At 73.1% G+C, this 1,355-nt stretch carries 2 protein-coding genes; one reads left to right on the forward strand and one right to left on the reverse strand.

Going from position 1 to position 1,355, the window contains the following annotated elements; all coding sequences use genetic code 11:
* Positions 1-56: 56 nt before the first annotated feature.
* Positions 57-602 (forward strand): GNAT family N-acetyltransferase, encoded by a 546-nt coding sequence (locus AOK22_RS38805; RefSeq protein WP_055703318.1) that lies wholly within the window; start codon positions 57-59, stop codon positions 600-602.
* Positions 603-661: 59 nt separating this feature from the next.
* Here AOK22_RS38805 and AOK22_RS38810 read toward each other — a convergent pair.
* The coding region (locus tag AOK22_RS38810; RefSeq protein WP_157872437.1) for a hypothetical protein at positions 662-1,355 on the reverse strand (694 nt) is incomplete at its 5' end.

Consider the following 1,355-nt stretch of genomic DNA (forward strand, 5'->3'; position numbering starts at 1 on the left):
GGACGGGCCTGGGGGCGGGCGCGGGGCGCGGGACGGGCCTGGAGCATCATGCGGGGATGGAAACCCCGCACACCCATCACACCACCGAACCGCCGAGCGCCGTCCGGCTCACCCGGTACACGAAGGCCGAGCAGAGGGAGATCCTGGGCGACGGCGAGGACCCCTTCGGCGTCGCGGACGCCGGCCTGACCTGGCTGCCCAAGGAGGACCACTTCGGCATACGCCACGAGGGCCGCCTCGTGGCACACGCCGGCCTCCTGCGGCTGCCCGTCTCCGTCGACGGGACGGCCACGGAGGTCGTCGGCGTGGGCGGCGTCGCCGTCGCCCCCGACGTGCGCGGACAGGGCCTGGCGCGACGGGTCGTCGCGGCCGCCCTGGACCACGCCCGCACCCTGGGCCCGGACCACGCCCTCCTCTTCTGCCGCCCACCGCTCGTCGCCCTGTACGAGCGCCTCGGCTGGCACCCGCTCGACACCGACGTCGCCGTGGAGCAGCCCGGTGACAGCGTGGTGGTGATGCCCCTGCGAACCATGGTGACACCACTGACCAACTCCGCGAACTGGCCCCAGGGCCACGTGAGGTTGCACTCCCTGCCGATGTGACCGCCAGGGTGCGGGTCATGGGTCGCGTGTTGCGGGAAAGTCCCGCAACACGGGCACTCTCACCGGCGTGTTGCGGGAAAGTTCCGCAACACGCCCCCCTCCGCCTCCACCTCGGTCACCGAGATCCATGTCTTCCAGGTCTCGATCTTCACCTTGAGCCGTGAGGAGGATCGGGTCGTTCCGGACCAGGGGGCGTCCGGCGCCGTGCCGTGTGGCTTCAGGCCGCACTCCGTCAGCGCCTCGCGCAGGAGTGCCACTTCGTGACGGGCGACGTCCTCGCTCTCGTACTTCGTGATGCGGTGGCGGGCGGTGGCACCCTTGTCGCTGTAGTAGTCCGTGCCGTACTGGATCTGGTCGGGTGCCCGCCTGTCGTCCGCGTACGACCGCGGGCAGCTGTCCCTGCCGCCCACCCTCGGCAGCGGGAGGTCCTGGGTGCTCTCCTCCTCGCCGCCGAGCCACCGCCACTTCTCGTGGTCCGGCATCCGGTCGGGCGGCAGCAGACGGACCACGCCGCCGACCATGAACGGGTTCTTCGTGGGCGTGGCCGCGGGGCGTACGTCCCGGCCCCGGTCCCCGCCCCCGGGCACCGTCGCCACCACCGCCGCCCCCGCCACGACCGCGACCGCCGCGGCCACCAGCGCCGCGCGCCTGCGCACCTTCCGCCTGGTCCCGCGCGCCCGCAGCTCCGCGCCGCTGGGCAGCCGCACCGTGACCTCGTCCAGCAGTTCCTCGACCTTGGCCTCAGCCATGGCT

It is taken from the genome of Streptomyces silaceus, from assembly GCF_001419745.1.
GTDB lineage: Bacteria > Actinomycetota > Actinomycetes > Streptomycetales > Streptomycetaceae > Streptomyces > Streptomyces silaceus.

Bases quoted from the DNA above. Each gene is read 5' to 3' on its own strand.
- AOK22_RS38805 (WP_055703318.1), top strand. From the start codon at position 57: ATGGAAACCCCGCACACCCATCACACCACCGAACCGCCGAGCGCCGTC.